Origin of the sequence: Streptomyces sp. URMC 127 (genome assembly GCF_051386535.1) — a bacterium.
In the GTDB taxonomy this organism is placed as follows: domain Bacteria; phylum Actinomycetota; class Actinomycetes; order Streptomycetales; family Streptomycetaceae; genus Streptomyces.
Genome location: NZ_JBPQTW010000434.1, coordinates 1 through 1,525, shown reverse-complemented (window position 1 = coordinate 1,525; position 1,525 = coordinate 1). Strand labels below are relative to the sequence as shown.

At 68.6% G+C, this 1,525-nt stretch carries 1 protein-coding gene; it reads left to right on the top strand.

The window, feature by feature from the left end; translation table 11 throughout:
• Nucleotides 1-594 precede the first annotated feature (594 nt).
• Nucleotides 595-1,245, top strand: a complete 651-nt coding sequence (locus ACSNOH_RS34730) for a DUF4360 domain-containing protein (protein WP_436725434.1) — start codon at nt 595-597, stop codon at nt 1,243-1,245.
• Nucleotides 1,246-1,525: the final 280 nt, after the last annotated feature.

Sequence of the window (1,525 nt, the reverse complement as noted above, 5' to 3'; positions counted from 1 at the left end):
GCACCACCCCCGCCGCCCGAGCCGCTGCCCGCCCCGCCGGACCCACTGGGCCCGCTGGCGAGCACCTTGCGCGATGTGCTGGGGTGCCTGGGCGTGATCACGGCCGCGGTTCTCATCTCCATGCTCTGTGTCCATCTCGGCCAGGCCTTTCCCGGGCTAAGGGGAACGCCGTAACGCCCGCCCGGGTTACGCCCGGGGCCGTCCGAATTCCGGAACGCTTCCGCGGTTGCCTCCGGGCGCCGGGAAAACCGGGGTGAATTCACGGTTCCGGGTGCGGCCGGGCGCCGCCCTATTCCCTGTATTGCGCACGTGTCTACAGGCGCGGCGGGGTTGCGGCGCCCCGGCAACCCCGCTCACCTGGGCCTTCGACACACGGCGGGAACCGGGGAACGGATGTCCTACGCGGAGTCTGGCGCACTCGGGTGGCGCCTCCTACCATTCGAACGCTCCCCGTCCCCAGGGGTTCTTGGGAGGCAGGGCATGGCATGTCCATGCCTCAACCGTTCCATGCTCCCACCCATTCCGGTCCGGTCTCCTTGCGGGGTCCCGGCCGAAATGACGTCGCTCATTCCGAGGACAACCGATTGGAGAGCCATGCCCGGCGGCCTTATCGCAGGAGCCGCGCTCGCGGCACTGTTCGCCTCACCGTTATCCACGTACGACGCGTCGATCATCGTCAATCCGCCCCCGGACAAGATCGTGATCGAGATCGCCACGGTCAACGGCTCCGGTTGCCCCGCGGGCACGGCCGCGGTGGCCGTCGCGCCCGACAACACGGCCTTCACGGTCACCTACAGCGACTACCTCGCCCAGGTGGGCGTGGGCTCCAAGCCGACCGACTTCCGCAAGAACTGCCAGCTCAACCTGATCGTGCACGTGCCGCAGGGCTTCACGTACGCCATCGCCAGCGCGGACTACCGCGGCTACGCGAAGCTGGAGCCCGGCGCGACCGGTACGGAGAAGGCCTCGTACTACTTCCAGGGGTCCTCCACGACCACGCCCATCAGCCACACCTTCCGCGGCAACTACGCGGACAACTGGCAGGCCACCGACCGCGTCGACGTGGCGGCGCTGGTCTGGGCCCCCTGCGGAGAGAAACGTAACTTCAACATCAACACGGAGCTGCGGGTCAACGCGGGCACCTCCGACCCGTCCAAGACCACCAGCTTCATGACGATGGACTCCACCGACGGCGACCTCAACACCATCTACCACCTCGCCTGGAAGGAGTGCCCCAAGAAGTAGCGGGCGGCGCAGCTCGCCGGGGCGGCGCGGATTTTTGCGCCGCCCCCACCCGTCCCACCTGCGGCGATCGCACTCCGCACGGAATCCGTGACCAACTGGGTATAGACCTCTGGCGAAAAGCAGGCGAATGTGGGGGGAACCACATCCGGCGCCCCGGCGCCATCCCGATTGCACGTGAGCCACATGTATGCGACCAGCCGCCGCGACACCGCGAGCCCCTTGCATCCGGCTGACGCCCTGACCAGCGCCACCGACCCGGCGGTCGCCTTCCCGGCCGCCG

What these genes read in the sequence shown, in the direction of transcription:
- ACSNOH_RS34730 (WP_436725434.1), top strand. Translation starts at nt 595, where the DNA reads ATGCCCGGCGGCCTTATCGCAGGAGCCGCGCTCGCGGCACTGTTCGCC.